Origin of the sequence: Pseudonocardia sp. T1-2H (assembly GCF_038039215.1) — a bacterium.
GTDB lineage: Bacteria > Actinomycetota > Actinomycetes > Mycobacteriales > Pseudonocardiaceae > Pseudonocardia.
Genome location: NZ_JBBPCL010000001.1, coordinates 3,922,303 through 3,940,895, shown reverse-complemented (window position 1 = coordinate 3,940,895; position 18,593 = coordinate 3,922,303). Strand labels below are relative to the sequence as shown.

Sequence of the window (18,593 nt, the reverse complement as noted above, 5' to 3'; positions counted from 1 at the left end):
ACGGAACCTAGCGACGCCCTCCGACAGTTCCGCCGACCGCCCCGCCGGCGGCACCCGGACCTGCGGTTACCAGTTCGAGGGCGCGTAGTCCTTGAGGAAACAGCCGTGCAGGTCCTCGCCCGCCTCGCCGCGGACGACCGGGTGGTAGACCCGTGCCGCGCCGTCGACGAGGTCCAGCGGGGCGTGGAACCCGATCTCCGCCAGCCGCAGCTTCATCGGGTGCGGCCGTTCGTCGGTGATCCAGCCGGTGTCGACGGCCGTCATCAGGATCCGGTCCGTGTCGAACATCTCCGCAGAGCTGGTGCGCGTCATCATGTTCAGGGCGGCCTTCGCCATGTTCGTGTGCGGGTGCCCGGGGCCCTTGTAGCCGCGCGCGAACACCCCCTCCATCGCGCTGACGTTCACCACGTAGGAACGGCCCGACGGCGCCGCGGCCGCCCCTGCCGCCAGCATCGGCCGCAGCCTGCTGACCAGGATGAACGGGGCCGTCTGGTTGCAGAGCTGGACCTCGAGCAGCTCGAGGGCGTCGACGTCGGAGACCGTGTTCGTCCAGCTGTTGACCGGCGCGGTGTCCGGCAGCAGCCCGCCCGCGTCGACGGCCGTCCCGGCGGCGATCCGGTCCGGCGACGCGCTCCGCGCGGTGAGCGCGAGATCGGTGAGTGTCTGGGCGCCGCCGACGTCGAGGGCACCGGTCAGCGCCGCCGGGTGCGCCTCGCTGACGTGCGAGAAGGTGACGACGTCCGGCAGCGGCCCGGCGGGCAGCGGCGCGTTCTCGGCCTCGACGAGCGCCGAGTACGAGCCGGGGGAGCGGCGTACGGTCTGCGCGGCGTTGTTGATCAGGACGTCCAGCGGGCCCTGCGCCGCGACCGTGTCCGCCAGCGCGACCACCTGCGCCGGATCCCGCAGGTCCACGCCGATGATCCGCAGGCGGTGCAGCCACTCCGCGCTGTCCTCCATCGCCGCGAAGCGCCGTACCGCGTCGTTGGGGAACCGCGTGGTGATCGTGGTGTGCGCGCCGTCCCGCAGCAGCCGCAGCGCGATGTACATGCCGATCTTGGCGCGGCCCCCGGTGAGCAGCGCGCGCCGCCCGGTGAGGTCTGTGCGCGCGTCCCGGTGGGCCCGGTTCAGCGCGGCGCACGTGGGACAGAGCTGGTGGTAGAACGCGTCGACGACCGTGTAGCGCTGCTTGCAGACGTAGCAGCCGCGGGCGCGCAGCAGTGTCCCCGCGCTGGCTCCGGCGGTGGCCGAGACCAGCGGGATCCCGGCCGTCTCGTCGTCGATCCGGCCGGGCGCACCCGTGGCGGTCGCGGCCGTGACGGCCTCGTCCGCCTCGGTGACCGCGCGCCGCCGGTCAGCCTTGCGGCGCTGCTTGACGGACTTCCAGATCCCGGAGGTCGCGTGCCGGATCCGGACCGCGTCCGGGTGCTCCGTGGGTAGCGTGTCGACGTGCGCGAGGACGCGGAGGAACGCCTCCATGTCCGCGGGGGAGATCGTGGACACGTCGGCCCCGGGCCGGTCGGTGATCGTCATGAGACTGCTCAGTCCAGCTCGGCGAGGGCCTTGCGGGCCTGCTCCAGCTGGGCCTCCAGCTCGGCGACCTTGGCCTCGCGCGCGGCGCGGGCCTCGACGATGACCTCCTCGATCGGGCCGGCGAGGTCCTGGTGCAGCTCCGCGACCGCCTTCTGCACGGCGGCGGCGGTGACGGGCAGGGCGCGCGCGATCCAGGTGGTGCCGCGCTTGAGCTCGGCCTGCCACTCGCCGTCCGCGGAGCCGGCGACGGTCAGGGTCAGCTCGACGACCCGGGTCGTCCGTGCCGTCGACGAGCCCTTCGGGCGGCCGCGCCTGGGCTTCGCGGGCGCCGGGGTCTCCGTCGCCGTCGGCGCGTCCGGGGCGGCGGCGGGGGCGGACGGGGTCGCCGCGGGGGCGTCGGCGCTGCTCACGGTGTCGGCGGTGGTCACGGGGTCCACGTGCTCCCTCTCTGGCGGCGGTCTCGTCGGATGTCGTGCCCTTCAAGGGTGACCGTAGAACAGATGTTCGACGTGCCCGGATCCGGCGTGCACCCGGCCACTTCGCATCGACAGATTATATAAGTGGCTGATGTAATTATCGGTGTGAACGAACCAGTCGGCACCGTCCGGGACGAGTCGCTCCCGTCCGGCGCTCCGGACGTCGCGGAGCTGTCCGTGGCGCTGGAGCGCACGGCGAGCTGGCTGCGACGGGCGCTGCGGAACCCCGAATGGAACGCCGTGGCCCTGTCCACGCTCGACGAGCTGGCCCGCGGCGCCCCGCGCCGCGTCACCGAGCTCGCGGCCCTCGAGCGGACCAGCCAGCCCGGGATGACGGGCATCCTCGCCCGCCTCGAGGCCGCCGGCCTCGTCCGCCGCGATCCGGACCCGACGGACGGCCGCGCCACGCTGATCACCGTCACCGAGGCCGGCCGGGAGCACATCGCCGTGCGCCACGCCGAGCGCGCCCGGTTCCTGTCCGATCGCATCCAGACCCTGTCCGACGACGACCGGCGCGCACTGCTCGGCGCGACCCGCGCCCTGGCCGCCCTCGCCGACCCCGAAGAGGAAGTGGTGTCGTGAGCACCTCGCACGCCGGCTCGGGACACGCCCCGTCCGCGAGCCCGTTCACGCAGCCGAAGGCCGTCTGGGCCGTCGCCTTCGCCTGTGTCATCTCGTTCATGGGCATCGGGCTCGTCGACCCGATCCTGCCCGCGCTCGCGACCCAGCTCGATGCCAGCCACACCCAGGTCGAGCTGTTGTTCACCAGCTACCTCGTGGTGACCGCGGTCGCCATGCTGATCACCGGCTGGGTGTCCAGCCGGATCGGCGCCAAACGCACCCTCGTCACCGGACTGGCGATCATCGTCGTGTTCTCGGCGCTGGCGGGCGCGGCCGGCGGGATCGGCGGCATCGTCGGCTTCCGCGCCGGTTGGGGCCTCGGCAACGCGCTGTTCATCGCGACCTCGCTGGCGGTGATCGTCGGCTCGGCCAGCGGCGGTTTCGGCGGCGCGATCGTCCTCTACGAGACGGCGCTGGGCGTCGGCATCGCGACCGGCCCGCTGCTCGGCGGCCTGCTCGGCGACATCAGCTGGCGCGGCCCGTTCTTCGGGGTCTCGGTCCTGATGCTGATCGCCCTGGTCGCGACGGTCGTGTTCGTCGACAGGACGCCGAAGCCGGACACGCCGTCGAAGCTGTCGGAACCCCTGTCGGCGCTGAAGCACCGCAACCTGCGGACCACCAGCCTCGTCGGCCTGCTCTACAACTGGGGCTTCTTCACCCTGCTCGGCTACGCGCCGTTCCTGATGAACCTCTCGGCGCTGCGGCTCGGAGCCGTGTTCTTCGCCTGGGGCATCCTGGTCGCGCTGTTCGCGGTGTTCGGCGCCGTCTGGCTCAAGGAGCGCTTCGGCACGGCCCGGACGCTCTACGGCAGCCTGATCTGCGTCGCGGTCATCCTGGCGGTCATCGGCGCCTTCTCCGGCACGGTGTGGGCGGTCATCGCCGCCGTGATCGCGTCGGGCGCGTTCGTCGGCCTGAACAACACCCTGGTCACGACCGCCGTCATGAGCATCTCGCCGGTGCCGCGCAACGTCGCCTCGGCGACCTACGGCTTCGTCCGGTTCATCGGCGGCGGCCTGGCGCCGTTCGCCGCGGGCCTGCTGGCCGAGAGCGTCGGGGTCAAGGTCCCGTTCCTGATCGCGGCGGTCGTCGTGCTGGTCGGTGCCGCGCTGCTGAGCACGGTGCACAAGGCCCTCGAGGACGCCGACGCCGAGCAGACCGCCCCGTCGCACCGGCGTGCGGACGCCGAGGAGGCCGTCCGGACGGTCCCCGCCGTCGAGGAGGAGGCCGTCCTCGCCGGGAAGGCCCTGCTCGAGGACCGTCGATGAGAACCCCGGACCCGTCGGCTCCGGACCAGTCGGGCGCCGGGTCGCCCGGCGGGTTCGAGATCGGCTGCGACGGGCCGCGCGCGATCGTCGTCGGGGTCGACGGCTCGGACACCGGCTGGCGGGCCCTGCACTACGCCGTCGGGCAGGCCCGGCGGCAGGGCGGTCGTGTCGTGGCGGTCTACGCGGACCGGCTGCCGGGCATGGCCTTCGCCACGGCGATGCCCCTGGCCGCGACCGCGGTCGTCGACCCGGCCCAGGACAGGATGCTGGAGGAGCTCCGCCGCGAGGTCGTGGAGCTCGGCCCGCAGTACGACATCACCGTCGGGTTCGAGATGGCGGTCGGGGACCCGGTGGCGGTGCTGACGGCTGTGGCCGAGCGGGTCCGGGCGGACGCGATCGTCGTCGGCGCGAGCGTGCAGGCGGGGCACAAGTTGTTCGGCTCGGTCGCCATGCGCGTGGTCAAGACGGGTCGGTGGCCGGTGACCGTGGTGCCCTGAGCGCCGATCTCGCCGTCTCGTGCAGGGACCGTCCCGGCCCTCGCTCAGTCGCGCCTGCGCGACGTGCGCTTCGTCGGCTCCGCGGTCCGCGGGTCCTCCGGCCACGGATGCTTCGGGTAACGACCGCGAAGCTCCGACCGGACCTGCGGATAGCCGTTGTCCCAGAACGACTCCAGGTCGTCCGTCACCGCCGTGGGGCGGCCGGCGGGGGAGAGGAGGTGGAGCAGGACCGGGACGCGGCCGTCGGCGATCCGGGGCGTCGCGCGCCAGCCGAACGCCTCCTGGACCTTCACCGGGAGCACCGGCCGGCCGGACGCGTAGTCCAGCGCGATGTGCGAGCCGGAGGGCACGGTGATGCGCTCCGGGGCCAGCTCGTCGATCCGGGCGGCGAGCGGCCAGCCGACCAGGTTCCGCAGGGCGGTGACCAGGTCGATGGACTCGAGCTCGGCGCGCCGCCGCGCGTTCGAGAGCGGCCCCGCGAGCCAGCCGTCGAGGCGCTCGATCCCGGCGAGCAGGGACTCGTCGTCGACCGCGGGCCAGGGCTCACCGAGGACGTCGTGCAGCAGCGCGAGCCGGGCCCGCAGCGAGCTCGCTGCCCGGCTCCACCGCAGGAGGCCGAGGCCGTCCGCCCGCAGACCCTCCACGAGCGCGGCCCGAACCAGGGCCGGCGCCGGTTTCCGCAGCGGGCGTTCCTCGAGGACGATCGCCCCGAGCCTGCGGACCCGGCGCGCGACGAGGTCCCCGTGCCGCCAGACGACCTCGTCGCCGTCGACCGACAGCGCGGAGGCCACCTGCTCGGCCAACTCCTGGTCCGCGGGGGCGGCGAGCCGGATGCGGCCGTGCACCTCGCCGGGGCGACGGTCCGCGACCGCGACGGCCAGCCATTCGACGGCGGCGAGCGGGCTCCCGGTCGGCAGCTCGACGGCGGTCCCGCCGGTCATGAGGTAGACGGGCGACCCCGGGGCGCGGCGACGGGCGAGCCGTTCCGGATGCGCGAGCCCCACCACGAAGGCGGAGCCCGGTGTCGAGGCGGAGCCCCGCTTCCGCTCCGCGCCCGGAACGGGGGACCCCACCCCACGCACGAGCCCCGCCAGCCTCCGGACCTCGCCCTTCCACCGTCCGCTCCCCGGCGCCTCGCCGCTCCGCAGCCGTGCGAGCTTCCCGGTCCAGCTCCACCCCCGCGGCGAGCGTGTCGTCGTCGAGTACCGCGACCACCTCGGCCGCGGCCCTGGCGCCGACCTCCGCCGCCCCGTCGAGCAGCGCGCGGGCGAGCCGCGGGTGCAGCCCGAGCTCGGCCATCCGCGACCCGCGGTCGGTGATCACACCGGCCTCGTCGACCGCACCGAGTGCCCGGAGCACCGCCTGCCCCGCGCGCAGCGGACCCTCAGGGGGTGCGTCCCACCAGCGCAGGCCCGACCCGTCCGGCGTTCCCCAGGCGGCGAGGTCGAGCGCCAGCCGCGTGAGGTCGGCGGTCTTGATCTCGGGTTCGGGGAAGCGGTTCAGCAGCTCGCCCTCGGGCCAGCAGCGGTACGCGTGCCCCGGCGCCTCACGGCCCGCGCGGCCGGCCCGCTGCTCGGCGACCGCCGCCGATTCCCGCAGGGTCACCAGCCCCGCGAGCCCGCGGCGATGGTCGACGCGGGGCGCTCGCGCCAACCCCGCATCCACGACGGCCCGGACGCCGGGCACGGTCAGGCTGGACTCGGCGATCGACGTCGCCAGCACCACCCGCCGTCGAGGCCCGGGGGACAGTGCCGCGTCCTGCTCGGCCGGGGAGAGCCGGCCGTGGAGCGGGACCACGTCGAACCCCAGCGGTGCGTACTCGGACCCGACGCCGGCGAGCGCGGCCGCCGTCCGGCGGATCTCGGGCACGCCGGGCAGGAAGGCGAGGACGTCGCCGTGGGGGAGTGCCGCGCGGACCGCGCGCGCGACGCAGGCCTCTATCCGCTCGTCGCGGCGCGGCGGCAGATGGTGGACCTCGACCGGATGCGTGCGCGCCTCGACGGAGACGAGGGGGGCGTCGCCGAGGAGCTCGGACAGCCGCCCGGCCGCCACGGTCGCGGACGCCGCGAGGAGGTCGAGGTCCGGACGCAGGCCGTCCCGGGCGTCGAGCAGGAGGGAGAGCAGCAGGTCCGCGTCGAGATGGCGTTCGTGGCACTCGTCGAGCACGACGGCGCCCACCCCGGCCAGTTCGGGGTCCCGGGCGAGGCGCCGCAGCAGCAACCCGGACGTGACGACCTCGACCCGCGTCTCGGCGAGCTTCCGCGAGTCCCCACGGACCGCGTACCCGACCCGGCGGCCGACCGGCTCCCCGAGCAGTGACGCCATCCGGGCCGCGGCGGCACGGGTCGCGACCCGCCTCGGCTCGGCCACGACGATCCGGCCCTCGACGGCCCCGGCGAGGGCGAGCGGGACGAGCGTGGTCTTGCCGGTGCCCGGTGGTGCGACGAGCACGGCGGTACCGCTCGTCGTCAGGGTGCGGGTGATCTCGTCGAGCGCGGCGCGGACCGGGAGGTCGGGCAGTGCGGAAGAGGCGACGAGCGGGACGGGCACCCCTGGAGTCTGCCCGGTAATCGAGTGGGCGCGGTGGTCGAGTGGGCCCGGTGGTCGGGTCAGGAGCGGTCCGGCGGTGACCCCACGTCCCGTTCCGGATCCAGCTCGGTGCGCCCACGTGCCGCGCGGCGTCGGCGGAGCCTGCGCGGTGACAGCGGCCCGTCGTCGTTCGCCAGGACCACCGCGATCCAGGGCAGCGGGATCGTCACGAGCAACAGGACGAGGCCGATCTCCCGCGCGACCTCGTAGAGCGCCCCACCCACCCCGAACCCCACGATGTGGATCACCATGATCACGACGTACGTGCGCTTCCGCCGGCGCAGCCGCTCTTCGGGGAGGGCTCCGCGTCGGTGATCAGCGGCGGATCGCCGCGGCGCGCTCGGGCGGACAGGGGCGGGTCAGCTCCCGGTGGCGCCGGAGTCCGCGCGCCTCGCGCCGGGGCCCGACTGCGGGCCGGGGCGCGCCGCACGGCGATGCAGCAGCGCGACGACGCCGGCGGTGGCGGCCAGGCTGCACAGCACCGCGAGGGCGCCGCCCACACCGCCGACGACCGCGGCGAGCACGATCAGGGCCACGCCGGCGGCCGCGAGCACGATCGCGACGCGCCGCCGTTCGAGCCGGGGCGGGCGGCCGCCGGAGAAGTTCCCGGCGAGGTCGGGGAACTGGTTCGCGAGGCGGCGCTCCAGCTCGTCGAGCTGGCGCTGCTCCGCCTCGGTGAGGCGAGGGGGTCGGGACTCGGGAGGGGTCACCCCTCGTTGGTACCCGATTCCCGGCGAGCTTCACACCTCGGCGGACGTCCTGCCCCCGTACGGACCACGCGAAACAGGGTCATTCGCACCCACAACCACTCCGTACGGCGTGGGCGGCGTGCAGAGCACCTCCGAGGGGAGCCCCGTTTAATGCAATCGCCTCTCGCGTCCAGGCGCCCGGCCGGATACCGTCCGTAGCATGAGCGTGGGTGCTGACACAGTGGTCAACTCGGGCCCGGAGCCGCGGTCCGGGCCGGCGGGCGACGCCGCCCGGGTGGAGGAGGCCGCGCGGAAGGTCGTGCAGGACCACGACCCCCGTTCGGTCTCGCAGAGGGAGTTCCTGGGCGCGTGCTTCGACGCCGGGCTCTCCTGGGTGCACTTCCCCGTGGGCCTCGGCGGCCTGGGCGTCTCGCGCGGGCTGCAGGCGAACGCGGACGCGATCCTGCAGGACGCGGGCGGCCCCACGCCGTTCGCCCTGAACCCCATCGGCTACGGGATGGCCGCGCCGACGCTGCGCGAACACGCCCAGACCCCGGACCGGGCGGCCGAGTGGCTCCGGCCGCTGGCCACCACCGAGGACATCTGGTGCCAGCTGTTCTCCGAGCCGGGTGCGGGCTCGGACCTCGCCGGCCTCGCGACGTCCGCGGTGCGCGACGGCGACGAGTGGGTCGTCAACGGGCAGAAGGTCTGGACCAGCCTGGCCCACCGGGCGAACTGGGCGCTGCTGCTCGCGCGCACGGATCCGGACGTGCCCAAGCACAAGGGCCTCACCTACTTCGTCCTCGACATGCGCGCGCCCGGCGTCGAGACGCGTCCGCTGCGCCAGATGACCGGCCAGGCGGAGTTCAACGAGGTCTACATGAACGACGCCCGCATCCCGGACGCGCACCGCCTCGGTGCCGTCGGCGCGGGCTGGCGGGTCGCCATGACCACGCTGATGAACGAGCGGACCGCGATCGGCGGGGGCTCCAGCCGCCGGGGTACGGGCACCATCGCGGACGCGGTCGCGCTCTGGGCGGACCGCCCGGACCTGCACACCCCGATCCTGCGGGACCGGCTGGCCAGGCTGTGGACGAAGGCGGAGGCCCAGCGACTCACCGGCGAGCGGTCCCGGGCGACCGCGACGGCGAAGGGCCCGGGACCCGAGGGCTCGGTCGGCAAGCTGGTCGGCGCCGAGCTCAACCAGCAGATCTACGAGTTCTGCATGGACCTGCTCGGCGCGGAGGGCACCGTCTACGGCGACTACACGCTCCGCGACATCACCCGCAACGAGGACTACCGCGGCCCGATCCAGCAGCGGTTCCTGCGCTCGCGGGCCAACACCATCGAGGGCGGCACCTCCGAGGTGCTGCGCAACATCCTCGGCGAACGCATCCTCGGCCTGCCCGGGGACATGCGCGCCGACTCCGACCGACCCTGGCGCGAGGTGCCCCGTGGCTGAGCAGGCCGAGAACCCCGAACTCGCGAACACCGAGTTCGCCTTCACCGACGAGCAGCAGGAGCTGCGACGCGCGGTACGCAAGTTCTGTGCCGAGTTCTCGGACGAGGCGACGGTGCGGGCGTTGATGGAGTCGCCCACCGGGTACGACCCCAAGTCGTGGGCCCGCCTCGGGGCGGAGCTGGGGGTCCTGGGCCTGGCGGTGCCCGAGGAGCTGGGCGGCGCGGGGGGCACACTGGTCGACCAGGCCGTGGTCGTCGAGGAGCTCGGGGCGGCGTTGTTCTGCGGTCCCGTGTTCGGCACGGTCGGGCTCGCGATCCCGGCGCTCGTCGCGTCGTCCGAAGGGCCGGTGCGGTCCGAGACGCTGGAGCCCCTGGTCGAGGGCGCGCGCACGGCGGCGTTCGCCGTGGCGGACCGCGGGGGCCGGTTCGACCCGACGTCCCTGACGGTCGGCGCGACGCGGTCCGGGGACGGCTGGGGACTGACGGGCGTGGTCGAGCGGGTGGTCGACGCCGCCGCGGCGGACGTCCTGCTCGTCGCGGCCAGCGGACCGGACGGCGTCGCGCTGTTCGTCGTGGAGGGCGACGCGGCCGGCGTCGAGCGGCAGGTGCTCTCCACGCTCGACATGACCCGCCGGCAGGCCACGGTCCGGCTCACCGACGCCCCGGCGCGGCTGCTCGCCGGGCCGGAGGAGGCGGAGCGGGTCTGCGCGCACGCCCTCGACGTCGGGGCGACGCTGCTGGCGGCGGAGCAGGTCGGCGGGGCGCAGCACCTGCTGGACCTGACCGTCGGGTACGCGAAGGAGCGGCTGCAGTTCGGCCGGCCCATCGGCTCTTTCCAGGCGGTGAAGCACCGCCTCGCGGACATGCTCGTGTCCGTCGAGCACGCCCGCTCCGCCGCCTACCACGCGGCATGGGCGCTGCAGGACGGCACGGACGACCCGTGGCTCGCCGCGAGTATCGCCCAGGCCACCTGCTCGGACGCCTTCGTCGACGTCGCGTCCGGGACCGTGCAGCTGCACGGGGGCATCGGCTTCACCTGGGAGTACCAGGCGCATCTGTACTACAAGCGGGCGATCACCGACGCCGCCCTGCTGGGCAGCGCGGAGGCGCACCGGGGCCGGATCGCGGCGTCGGTCCTCGACCCGTCGATCGGTCGCCTGCCTCCGCCTCCGGTGGCGACCGGCGTCCTGTAGACCGGGCACGACAGGAGCGCCGGTCCCTCGGGACCGGCGCTCGGGGGATGTCCGGGGTCAGGCGATGACGATGTAGAGGCCGTAACCCACGATCAGCAGGGTCGCGCCCAGGCACAGCACGGCGATCGCTGTGCCGGCGCGCGGGCTCAGGGCGGGCCGGGCGCCGTCGTCCGGCCCGCCGACCGGTCGCGGCGTGCGGGCGGACAGTCCGACCAGGGCGAACGAGACCAGGGCGCACACCGCGACCCCGGCGACCAGCGAGACCACGCAGACGACCAGCAGGGAACCCCAGGCGAGGGTCATCGGTGTTCCTCCTCTCTCACCGAGCGGCGGCGACGGGCTCGGCCGCCACGGGCGTCGGGACCTCGTTGACGTTGTCCGCGGTGATCGGCCTGCGGCGCGAAGCGGCGTAGATCCCGGCGGCGACGGCCACCCCGACGACCGCCACGACCACCGTGCCGAAGGTGCCGGCCGAGGCGACCCAGGCGGCTGCGGCGCCGACGAGCGCGGCAGCCGGCAGCGTCAGGATCCAGGCGACGGCCATCTGCCCGGCCACGCCCCAGCGCACCGAGGCCAGCCGCCGGCCGGCGCCGGCACCGAAGATCGCACCCGTGGCGACCTGGGTGGTCGACAGGGCGAAGCCCAGGTGGGACGAGGCCAGGATGACTGCCGTCGAGGAGGTCTCGGCGGCGAAGCCCTGCGGGGTCTCGATGTCGCTGACGCGCTTGCCCAGCGTCCGGATGATCCGCCAGCCGCCGACGTAGGTGCCGATCGCGATGGCCAGGCCGGCAGCGAGGATCACCCAGAACGGCGGCCCGGAGTCCGGGGCCAGCACCCCGGCGGTGATCAGGGTCAGGGTGATGATGCCCATCGTCTTCTGCGCGTCGTTGGTCCCGTGCGCCAGCGCGACCATGGAGGCGGACACGACCTGCCCGGCCCGGAAACCGCGGGTGACGGTGCCCTCGTCCGCGCGGGCGGTGCTGCGGTAGGCGATGTAGGTGCCGATCAGGGCGACGACGCCGGCGAGCACGGGGGAGATCACGGCCGGGACGACGACCTTGCTCAGCACCGCGCCGAAGTGCACCGCGCCGGTGCCTGCGGCGACGATCGACGCGCCGATCAGGCCACCGAACAGCGCGTGCGACGAGCTCGAGGGCAGGCCGAGCAGCCAGGTGAGCAGGTTCCACAGGATCGCGCCGACCAGGCCGGCGAAGATCACCACCGGGGTGATCCTGGTTTCGTCGACGAGTCCGCTCGAGATCGTCCGGGCGACCTCCACCGAGAGGAACGCGCCGACCAGGTTCAGCACGCCCGCGACGAGGACGGCGACCTTGGGTCTCAGGGCCCCGGTGGCGATGGACGTGGCCATGGCGTTGGCCGTGTCGTGGAAGCCGTTGGTGAAGTCGAAGATCAGCGCGGTCACGACGACCACGACGACCATCACGGACACGTCCATGTCAGGGGTTCCTCCGAAGGTGTTGCCACGTGAAACGGTAGGCACCGTGGGCGAACAGCAGATGAACGGAGAACCAACGCCGGGGGCGACGCGCCCAGCGGTCCGGCTGCCGGTGAGGGACCATCCAGGGGTGGATCCGGACGAGGACGTCGGCGGCGACCCGGTCTGCTGGCTGGACCGGGTCTGCCCCGAGTGCGGGGGCTTCCTGACCGAGGCCCGGCCGACGCGGTGCGAGCGGTGCGGGACGGACCTCGCAGTGGAGTGAAACCGCGTGGCAGGGTGAGCGCCATGCGCTCACTGCTGATGTCGCGCCGGGACCTCGACTTCCTCCTCCACGAGTGGCTCGACGTCGATTCGCTGACGAAGCGGGAGCGCTACGCCGAGCACGACCGGGACACCTTCGCCGCGGCCCTGGACCTCGCGGCGGAGGTCGCGACCGAGCACTTCCTCCCGCACCGCAAGCTCTCGGACACGAACGAACCCGTGTTCGACGGCGAGCGGGTCGAGATCCTGCCCGAGGTGAAGGCCGCGCTGGACGTCTTCGCCGAGACCGGGATCCTCGGCGCCGGGATGGACGCCGAGGTCGGCGGTATGCAGCTGCCGGCGGTGGTCGTGCAGGCCTGCTTCCTGTGGTTCCAGGCGGCCAACATCGGCACGTCCGCCTATCCGTTCCTGACGGTGGCGAATGCGAACCTGCTGCTCGCGCACGGGACGCGGGAGCAGATCGACACCTGGGTCCGGCCGATGGTCGAGGGCAGGTACTTCGGGACGATGTGCCTGTCGGAACCGCAGGCCGGCTCGTCACTCACCGACGTCACCACCCGGGCGGTACCGCAGGACGACGGCACCTACCGGATCACCGGCACCAAGATGTGGATCTCCGGCGGCGAGCACGAGCTGTCCGGGAACATCGTCCACCTGGTGCTGGCGAAGATCCCGGGGGTCCGCCCGGCGTGAAGGGCATCTCGCTGTTCATCGTGCCGAAGATCCTGGCGAACGAGGAGCGCAACGACATCGCGCTCGTCGGGCTCAACCACAAGATGGGCTACCGCGGCACCGTGAACACGCTGCTGAACTTCGGCGAGGGGAAGTGGACGCCCGGCGGGGAGCCCGGCGCGGTCGGGTACCTGGTCGGCGAGGAGCACCGCGGGCTCGCCTACATGTTCCACATGATGAACGAGGCCCGGGTCGGCGTCGGGGCCGGCGCCGTGGCCCTCGGCTACGCCGGCTACCTGCACGCCCTGGACTACGCGCGCTCCCGGCCGCAGGGCCGCCCGGTCGCGGCGAAGGACCCGGCCGCGCCGCAGGTGCCGATCGTGGCGCACCCCGACGTGCGTCGGATGCTGCTCGCGGCCAAGTGCTACGCGGAGGGCGGCCTCGCGCTGGTCCTCTACTGCGCGCGGTTGCTGGACGAGGAGCTGACCGCCGGGACGGACGAGGAGAAGGCCCGGGCGAACCTCCTGCTCGAGGTGCTCACCCCGATCGCGAAGAGCTGGCCCTCGCAGTGGTGCCTCGCGGCGAACGACCTCGCGATCCAGGTCCACGGCGGCTACGGCTACACCCGCGAGTACGACGTCGAGCAGCTCTACCGGGACAACCGGCTCAACGCGATCCACGAGGGCACGCACGGCATCCACGGGCTGGACCTGCTGGGCCGCAAGGTCGTCATGGCCGGCGGCGCCGGTCTGCGGCTGCTGAGCGCAACCATCGGCGCGACCGTCGAGAAGGCACGGGCGGCCGGCGGGGAGGCGGGGGAGCACGCCGAGCGGCTCGACGCGGTGGTGCGCCGGGTCGGTGAGGTGACCGCCGCGTTGTGGGCCGGCGGCGACCCGGAGGTGGCGTTGGCCAACGCCTCGGTCTACCTGGAGGCGGTCGGGCACGTCGTCGTGGCGTGGCTGTGGCTGGAACAGCTGCTCGCGGCGGGGAGAAGTCCGGGGAGTTCTACGACGGCAAGCGCGCCGCCGCCCGCTTCTTCTTCCGCTACGAGCTGCCGCGGACGGGTCCGCAGCTGGACCTGCTCGCGTCACTCGACCGCACGACCCTGGACATGCAGAACGAGTGGTTCTGACCCCGGGCTAGGTGGACCGGCGCTCTAGCCGCCCGGCATCCGGCACGAACTACGTATGTCCGCACCTCACGTGGAGGGGTTCGATCACGAGTCCGACTCCCTGGAGGTGAGCTGACGTGCGCGCAGTGGACGCGGACAAGCTGGAGGCGTTCGTCGGGCAGGTGATCACCGAGCTCGGCGCGATCGCCGGTCGCGGACAACATGAACCCGATCGGCCGGCTGTTCTACGCGGCGTCCACCTCGATCTGCACGCCCGTGTCGCTCTCCCAGGACGTGGGGGCCGCCCTCGGGGCCCAGGCCGGCGAGGCCCGGCTCCGGGCCGTCGCGGAGGAAGCGGGCTTCACCGGGTTCCGGCGCGCCACCGAGACGCCGGTGAACATGGTGCTCGAGCTGCGTCCGTGAGCGGCCCCGCATCTCGCCACCGTCGTCACCCGTCCTTCCGAGAGGAGAAGCCATGGCCAGGATGACCATCGACTGCCGCACCATGCCCAGCGAGGCGAACTGCTCGCTGACCCTGACAGGGGAGACCGAGGAGGTGCTGCGCGCCGCGGCCGCCCACGCCGTCGACGTGCACGGCCACACCGACGACGACGAGCTGCGCGACGGCCTGCGGAGCGCTCTGACGCCGGCCGCGGCCCTGGAGCTCGAGCCGGGCGCGTTCGTGCAGCTCATCGACTTCCGCACGCGGAGGATGGAGGACTTCGAGCGCACCGAGGGCGCCTGGGCCGACGCGATCGGTGCGGATCGCACCGCCCGTTGGTCCGTCACCTGCGCGAACCGCGCGGAGCAGGACCGGTACGTGCAGATCGTGGGCTTCCCGGACCTCGACTCCGCCATGGCCAACTCCAAGCACCCGGCCACCACCCGGTTCGCCGAGATGCTCCGCGAGCTCTGCGAAGGGGACCCCGGGTTCCACGACCTGATCGTCCGGCAGATCACCGTGTACTGACCGGGGCACCCGTCCTCCTCGGCCGCGCCCCGGCCGGCGTCTCGTCCGCGACGGCCAGGCCCGCTCGTCCCACATCAGCTCGACGCGGGCGGCCCCGGCGCGCACCCGGACGGCGCTGTCGGGCCGTCCGGCCGCGCGACACACTCGCAGCATGGCGGACATGCGGGTCGCGGTGTTGCGGGACGTCCACGAGATCGTGCTCGAGGAGCGCCCCGTCCCCGAGCCCGGGCCGGGCGAGGTCCTGGTGCGGGTGACGGCGGTCGGGGTCTGCGGCTCCGACGTGCACTACTACGAGCACGGCCGGATCGGCGAGTTCGTCGTCGAGTCCCCGCTGGTCCTGGGGCACGAGCCCGCGGGCGAGGTCGTCGGGCTGGGGACGGGCGTCACCCGGGTCGGGCTCGGCGCGCGGGTGTCGATCGAGCCGGGCCGCCCGGACTTCACGTGTACCGAGTGCCTCGCCGGCCGCTACAACCTCTGCCCGAACATGGCGTTCTTCGCGACCCCACCCGTCGACGGGGCGCTCGCCGAGTACGTCGTCGTGCACGAGGCGTTCGCCCATCCCGTCCCGGACACCCTCGGCGACGACGCCGCGGCTCTGCTCGAGCCGCTGTCGGTCGGGGTGTGGGCGACGCAGAAGGGCCACGTCGGTCCGGGGAGCCGGGTGCTGGTGAACGGCGCCGGGCCGATCGGGCTGGTCGCGGCCCAGGTCGCAGCGGCCGCCGGAGCAGCGGAGATCGTCGTCGCGGACGTCAACGCCCACCGGCTCGCCCTTGCCGCGACACTCGGCGCGACCGCCGTCCTGGACGTCACCGAGACCCCGCTCCGGGACGCGGGCCTCGCCCCGACCGTTCTGCTGGAGTGCTCGGGCAACCCGGGCGCCACCCGCGCCGCCCTCGACGTCGTCGCCCCGGCGGGCCGGGCGGTCCTCGTCGGGACCGGGAGCGACGAGATCCCGGTGCCGCTGTCGGCACTGCAGCGCAGGGAGGTCGAGCTGACCGGAACGTTCCGCTACGCCAACACCTGGCCCGCCGCGATCGCTCTCGCCGCGTCCGGCCGGGTGAACCTGGACGCGCTGGTGACGGGCCACTTCGGCCTGGCGGAGTCCGAGGCCGCCCTCACCGCCTTCGCGAAGGACCCGAACGCGGTGAAGGGCGTGGTCCGGCCGGGGGAGTGAGTCGCGAAGATCACCCCTGCCCACGGAATGGCCGGTCCGTTCGGGACGGTTCCACGCAGACGTGACCGGGGGACTACGCGTTCTGCTGACCCGCCGGCGGACGATCGACTTCGGCCGCCGGCGGGCGACGGCCTGTCCGGGTTCCTGACCCGCCCGGCCGCCAGTCCGACCCGCACTCCCGGAGCCCGCCCGTGTCCCTCCCGTCCCCCGCCCGTCTCGCCCGCGCCTGGTCCCGTCCCCGCGTGTTCGGCGCCCTCACCCTCACCGGCCTCGTCCTTGGCGCCCTGCTGGGCCTGCTCGCCCGCACCACCGGCCAGCAGTGGCTCGCGGGCACGCTGAAGACCGTCGGCAGCGTGTTCACGACGTTGCTGCAGTTCACGGTTGTGCCGCTCGTGTTCACCGCGATCGTCGTGGGCATCAGCAGCCTCCGCGCCCTCGGCGGCGCCCGCACCGCGGCCCGCCTCGGCGGGCGCACCCTCGCCTGGTTCGCCGCGACCTCCCTGATCGCCGTCACCATCGGGCTCGCCATCGGGCTGATCGGACGGCCCGGGGAGGGCGTGCGGCTGCAGGCCGATCCCGCGACCGTCGAGAAGCTCGCCTCCCGCACCCCCGGCTCGTGGAGCCGGATCCTGCAGGACCTGGTGCCGGAGAACCTGTTCTCCGCCTTCGCCGACGGCAACGTGCTGCAGGTCGTGTTCGTCGCGGTTCTCGTCGGCGTCGCGGCCTATGCGCTCGGTGAGCGCGCCGCACCGTTCGTCACCCTCACCCGGTCCGTCTTCGACATCGTGCAGAAGATCGTCGGCTGGATCGTCCGGCTCGCCCCGATCGGCGTGCTCGGCCTGATCGGCAACGCCTTCGCCACCTACGGCACCGGCTTCGTCGCGCCGCTGCTGTCCCTCGTCGTGGCCGTCTACGTCGGCTGCCTGCTGGTGCTCTTCGGCGTGTACCCGCTCCTCCTGCGCACGGTCGGACGCGTCAGCCCGCGACGGTTCTTCGCGGTCACCTGGCCGACCCTGCAGTTCGCCTTCGTCTCGCGCTCGTCGGGCGCGTCGCTGCCGATGAGCCGCAAGGCGGCCGTGGACCTCGGCGTCGAGCCGGGTTACGCGGCCTTCGCGGTGCCGCTCGGCACCACCACGAAGATGGACGGCTGCGCAGCGATCTACCCGGCGATCGCGACGATCTTCATCGCGCACATCTCGGGTATCCAGCTCGCGGTGTGGCAGTACGTCGTGATCGCGCTGGTCGCGGTGTTCGGCGCGTTGGCCACGGCCGGGACCACCGGCTGGTTCACGATGCTGACGCTCACGATGGGTGCGATCGGCCTGCCGCCGGAGGTCATCGCGGTCGGGGTCGCGGTCGTCTACGGCATCGACCCGATCATGGACATGATCCGGACGGCCACGAACGTCGCCGGTCAGATCGTGGTGCCGACCCTGGTCGCGCGGCAGACGGGCCTGCTCGACGACGCCGTGACGCGCGGTGAGCGACCCGCCCCCGATGTCGCGTCCGCCGACGCCCCGGCGCCGCGCGCCGACGCCGAGCTCCTCGGCCGCCCGAACCTGATCACGCAGGTCAGGGCCGGTTGTGAGTGCGGATCCTCGTTCTAGCGAGGCTCCGCACTCACAGGTGCGGCAGCACAGCCGAGCCGTACTGCTCGATCGTGCGCTCGCGGTCGTCGTGCATCGCGTAGATAGCGAACTGGTCCACGCCCAGGCTCGCCAGCTCCGCGAGGCGGTCCCGCTGGGCCGAGGCGGGTCCGAGGAGGCAGAACCGGTCGACGACCTCGTCCGGGACGAAGTTCGTCGACGTGTTCCCGGCGCGGCCGTGGTGGCTGTAGTCGTAGCCGTCGCGACCCTTGATGTAGCCGGTGAGCTCCGCCGGGACCGCCGCCGAGGACTCGCCGTACCGGGTCACCAGGTCCGCGACGTGGTTGCCGACCATCCCGCCGAACCACCGGCACTGGTCCCGGGCGTGCGCCAGATCGTCCGTGACGTACGCCGGCGCCGCGACGCACATCGTGATCGCGTCCGGGTCCCGGCCCGCCTCGGCCGCCGCCGCCCGCACGGTCTTGATCGTCCACTCCACCAGGTACGGGTCGGCGAGCTGCAGGATGAACCCGTCCGCACACCGCCCGGCCAGCGCCAGCGCCTTGGGCCCGTAGCCCGCGACCCACACCGGCACGGCGGGACTGCCGGGAGCGACCCACGGGATCTGCACCGGCGTCCCGCCCAGGTCGACGGAGGCGCCCGCGGTGAGCCCACGGATCACCTCGATCGACGACTCCAGCCGGGCCAGCGTCGTCGGCGGCCGGCCCTGCACCCGCACCGCCGAGTCCCCGCGTCCGATCCCGCAGACCGTGCGCGGGCCGAACATGTCGTCGAGCGTCGCGAACAGCGACGCCAGGACCGTCCAGTCGCGGGTGCCCGGGTTCGTCACCATCGGCCCGACGACCAGCCGGGACGTCCGCTCCAGGATCCGGCTGTAGATCACGAACGGTTCCTGCCAGAGCACGTGCGAGTCGAAGGTCCAGCCGTGGCTGAACCCCAGCTCCTCCGCGCGCACCATCAGGTCGACGACGGTCGACGCCGGCGGGTCCGTCTGCAGTACCAGCCCCACGGTCATGTC

Annotated in this window: 19 protein-coding genes and 1 pseudogene; 12 read left to right on the top strand and 8 right to left on the bottom strand. The window is 73.6% G+C overall.

What is annotated here, in order from left to right:
- Window positions 1–66: 66 nt before the first annotated feature.
- Complete coding sequence (locus WBK50_RS19385; protein ID WP_341336964.1) at window positions 67–1,530, bottom strand: SDR family NAD(P)-dependent oxidoreductase; 1,464 nt, start codon at window positions 1,528–1,530, stop codon at window positions 67–69.
- Between the two features lie 8 nt (window positions 1,531–1,538).
- Complete coding sequence (locus tag WBK50_RS19380) at window positions 1,539–1,958, bottom strand: DUF6319 family protein (RefSeq protein ID WP_341336963.1); 420 nt, start codon at window positions 1,956–1,958, stop codon at window positions 1,539–1,541.
- Window positions 1,959–2,111: 153 nt separating this feature from the next.
- Between WBK50_RS19380 and WBK50_RS19375 the strand changes: the two genes are divergently transcribed.
- The 3 genes from WBK50_RS19375 to WBK50_RS19365 are packed head-to-tail and all read left to right on the top strand — an operon-like array spanning window position 2,112 to window position 4,389.
- The gene (locus WBK50_RS19375; protein ID WP_341336962.1) at window positions 2,112–2,588 is read left to right on the top strand and encodes a MarR family winged helix-turn-helix transcriptional regulator; all 477 of its coding nucleotides are present in this window, start codon (window positions 2,112–2,114) and stop codon (window positions 2,586–2,588) included.
- Complete coding sequence (locus tag WBK50_RS19370; RefSeq protein WP_341336961.1) at window positions 2,585–3,892, top strand: MFS transporter; 1,308 nt, start codon at window positions 2,585–2,587, stop codon at window positions 3,890–3,892. The genes WBK50_RS19375 and WBK50_RS19370 overlap by 4 nt, the downstream gene beginning before the upstream one ends.
- Window positions 3,889–4,389 carry a universal stress protein gene (locus tag WBK50_RS19365; RefSeq protein ID WP_341336960.1) on the top strand — a complete coding sequence of 167 codons (501 nt, stop codon included), beginning with the start codon at window positions 3,889–3,891 and terminating at the stop codon, window positions 4,387–4,389. Before WBK50_RS19370 ends, WBK50_RS19365 begins: the two co-directional genes overlap by 4 nt.
- A gap of 44 nt (window positions 4,390–4,433) precedes the next feature.
- On the opposite strand, the pseudogene hrpB reads toward WBK50_RS19365, so the two are convergent.
- The 3 genes and pseudogenes from hrpB to WBK50_RS19350 all read right to left on the bottom strand — a co-directional run bounded on the left by hrpB (window position 4,434) and on the right by WBK50_RS19350 (window position 7,688).
- Window positions 4,434–6,939: pseudogene (gene hrpB, locus WBK50_RS19360) on the bottom strand (ATP-dependent helicase HrpB).
- A 59-nt stretch (window positions 6,940–6,998) separates the two neighbouring features.
- Complete coding sequence (locus WBK50_RS19355) at window positions 6,999–7,262, bottom strand: DUF3099 domain-containing protein (protein ID WP_341339446.1); 264 nt, start codon at window positions 7,260–7,262, stop codon at window positions 6,999–7,001.
- Between the two features lie 75 nt (window positions 7,263–7,337).
- Window positions 7,338–7,688, bottom strand: coding sequence for a DUF3040 domain-containing protein (locus tag WBK50_RS19350; protein WP_341336959.1), 351 nt, complete (start codon window positions 7,686–7,688; stop codon window positions 7,338–7,340).
- Between the two features lie 199 nt (window positions 7,689–7,887).
- On the opposite strand from WBK50_RS19350, the gene WBK50_RS19345 reads away from it, so the two are divergent.
- Complete coding sequence (locus WBK50_RS19345) at window positions 7,888–9,129, top strand: acyl-CoA dehydrogenase family protein (RefSeq protein WP_341336958.1); 1,242 nt, start codon at window positions 7,888–7,890, stop codon at window positions 9,127–9,129.
- Window positions 9,122–10,321, top strand: a complete 1,200-nt coding sequence (locus tag WBK50_RS19340) for an acyl-CoA dehydrogenase family protein (RefSeq protein ID WP_341336957.1) — start codon at window positions 9,122–9,124, stop codon at window positions 10,319–10,321. Before WBK50_RS19345 ends, WBK50_RS19340 begins: the two co-directional genes overlap by 8 nt.
- A gap of 57 nt (window positions 10,322–10,378) precedes the next feature.
- On the opposite strand, the gene WBK50_RS19335 is transcribed toward WBK50_RS19340, so the two are convergent.
- Both WBK50_RS19335 and WBK50_RS19330 read right to left on the bottom strand, forming a co-directional pair.
- Complete coding sequence (locus tag WBK50_RS19335) at window positions 10,379–10,624, bottom strand: hypothetical protein (protein WP_341336956.1); 246 nt, start codon at window positions 10,622–10,624, stop codon at window positions 10,379–10,381.
- Window positions 10,625–10,640: 16 nt separating this feature from the next.
- On the bottom strand, window positions 10,641–11,777 hold the full coding sequence (locus WBK50_RS19330; protein WP_341336955.1) for an inorganic phosphate transporter: 1,137 nt from the start codon (window positions 11,775–11,777) through the stop codon (window positions 10,641–10,643).
- Window positions 11,778–11,907: 130 nt separating this feature from the next.
- Between WBK50_RS19330 and WBK50_RS19325 the strand changes: the two genes are divergently transcribed.
- The 7 genes from WBK50_RS19325 to WBK50_RS19290 all read left to right on the top strand — a co-directional run bounded on the left by WBK50_RS19325 (window position 11,908) and on the right by WBK50_RS19290 (window position 17,575).
- The gene (locus WBK50_RS19325) at window positions 11,908–12,042 is read left to right on the top strand and encodes a hypothetical protein (RefSeq protein WP_297496694.1); all 135 of its coding nucleotides are present in this window, start codon (window positions 11,908–11,910) and stop codon (window positions 12,040–12,042) included.
- A gap of 23 nt (window positions 12,043–12,065) precedes the next feature.
- A complete protein-coding gene (locus WBK50_RS19320; protein ID WP_341336954.1) occupies window positions 12,066–12,734 on the top strand; it encodes an acyl-CoA dehydrogenase family protein in 669 nt (222 codons plus the stop codon).
- Window positions 12,731–13,873: an acyl-CoA dehydrogenase gene (locus tag WBK50_RS19315; RefSeq protein WP_445942283.1), complete on the top strand. Its 1,143-nt coding sequence runs from the start codon at window positions 12,731–12,733 to the stop codon at window positions 13,871–13,873. The genes WBK50_RS19320 and WBK50_RS19315 overlap by 4 nt, the downstream gene beginning before the upstream one ends.
- 173 nt (window positions 13,874–14,046) lie before the next feature.
- Window positions 14,047–14,247, top strand: coding sequence for a hypothetical protein (locus tag WBK50_RS19305; RefSeq protein WP_341336953.1), 201 nt, complete (start codon window positions 14,047–14,049; stop codon window positions 14,245–14,247).
- Window positions 14,248–14,299: 52 nt separating this feature from the next.
- Window positions 14,300–14,794, top strand: a complete 495-nt coding sequence (locus WBK50_RS19300; RefSeq protein WP_341336952.1) for a DUF1059 domain-containing protein — start codon at window positions 14,300–14,302, stop codon at window positions 14,792–14,794.
- A gap of 160 nt (window positions 14,795–14,954) precedes the next feature.
- Window positions 14,955–15,968, top strand: coding sequence for an NAD(P)-dependent alcohol dehydrogenase (locus WBK50_RS19295; protein ID WP_341339444.1), 1,014 nt, complete (start codon window positions 14,955–14,957; stop codon window positions 15,966–15,968).
- Between the two features lie 191 nt (window positions 15,969–16,159).
- Complete coding sequence (locus tag WBK50_RS19290; protein WP_341336951.1) at window positions 16,160–17,575, top strand: dicarboxylate/amino acid:cation symporter; 1,416 nt, start codon at window positions 16,160–16,162, stop codon at window positions 17,573–17,575.
- 13 nt (window positions 17,576–17,588) lie between these two features.
- Here WBK50_RS19290 and WBK50_RS19285 read toward each other — a convergent pair whose 3' ends face one another.
- On the bottom strand, window positions 17,589–18,590 hold the full coding sequence (locus WBK50_RS19285; protein WP_341339443.1) for a TIGR03842 family LLM class F420-dependent oxidoreductase: 1,002 nt from the start codon (window positions 18,588–18,590) through the stop codon (window positions 17,589–17,591).
- Window positions 18,591–18,593: the final 3 nt, after the last annotated feature.